The sequence below is a fragment of the Synechococcus sp. B60.1 genome (genome assembly GCF_047462555.1).
Classification (GTDB): Bacteria; Cyanobacteriota; Cyanobacteriia; order Thermostichales; family Thermostichaceae; genus Thermostichus.
Map to the genome: position 1 here is coordinate 1 of NZ_JANSJN010000209.1, position 1298 is coordinate 1298.

At 47.1% G+C, this 1298-nt stretch carries 1 protein-coding gene; it reads right to left on the reverse strand.

Features of this window, described 5'->3' with window-relative positions; all coding sequences use genetic code 11:
- Nucleotides 1-1140 (reverse strand): argonaute PAZ domain-containing protein (locus NW863_RS13070; protein WP_414366881.1); only part of this gene is annotated, 1140 nt, incomplete at its 3' end.
- Nucleotides 1141-1298: the final 158 nt, after the last annotated feature.

The window sequence follows — 1298 nt, forward strand, 5'->3', positions numbered from 1 at the left end:
CTCTTGCCTGTTGTCATAGAGGTTTAGGCATCCAAACTTAGTCTCGCCTACTTTTGCACATCCGTGATACCTAACTCCAGCAGGATTTTGAACTTGCTTGCGACCCGATCCCAATAGCTTTTCCGATCCCAATAGCTTTGGCTTAGCCAGAATGTAGCCCTTGGCCTTCAGCGGCTCAATTTTCTCACAGGAAAGTTTGTATACTTCCTTTATAATCAAACTCGCAGTCTTTCCAGACTCTTGCAATCGTTCTTCTAAACTTTTTCTGATGCGATTGATAACATCAGCACTAACTTTGCCTCTGTTGTCTTCTAGACTGGCCAGCATTTCCAAGGTTAAAACAGGCGATAGCCTTCGAGACAGATGGGGCAAACGCTTTTGCTTTGAAGCTACTTCGACTACCCAAGAGCTTTCCACTTCCTCCCTAGGTGCATTGTACTTCTGTAAATGGTACTCTGCCAGACTCATGTTCAGTTCTGGCAACTGAATCTCCCACGGCGACTGATTGGAAAAAATACCCAGATATTCCCAAGTCTCGCGTTTACCATATCTATTCCGAACCCACTTAATTGGGATATCTGGATAGTTTTCCAGCCATTCATGCAAAGTCCACGGCGTGTAGAAGCGGTAATGAATATCGACTTCTAAGTAAAGCTTTCCGTCTGGTTCAACAGCAACGTCTATTCTTCTTGCTTCGTGGATTTCCCAGCCTTCTCCGGAAAGTTCTACCCCTTTCTGAGCAGTCACCCACCAGAGCAGGCCGCCTCCTATCAATTCAACCGTATTTTTGGTGTACCTAAGGTGTGACTCTATCCTCTTGCGCTCAAAGCTTTCGAGGGCGCTTCTTTCTTGAGGATTGGCACAGGTTAGAACCCTAAGCCCACACTCTTCTAACTCCCACTTTTCTGTTTTGAGCTTACTGATTGGAACCTTTTTTTGGGTTATAATGCTATTTCCTAGACGAACAGCTATTACTTCGAGACGGTTACAGATCCTGGAAAGAGTTTTGTGCACATCCTCTAGCTCTGGGAGGGGGTTTGGCCTGCAGTTGTACTCATAAAAAGTGAGATCTGTCTGAGTTAGCTTCTTAACAAGGAAGCGATTGAGGGTAACTGTAACTTCTTGCTGAAGCAGTTTCATTGGCAAGCCCTCCGTTCAAGCTTCTCTCCAGGATAGGCCCCAATCTTCCCGATCGCACTTCACGGCTCCCCAGCTTGGGCCCGAAACAGCTCCGGTGGGGCCAGGTCATAGCTAAACGCCTCGGCTTCAAAGTGGCCGCTCATGCCCACCACTTGCCA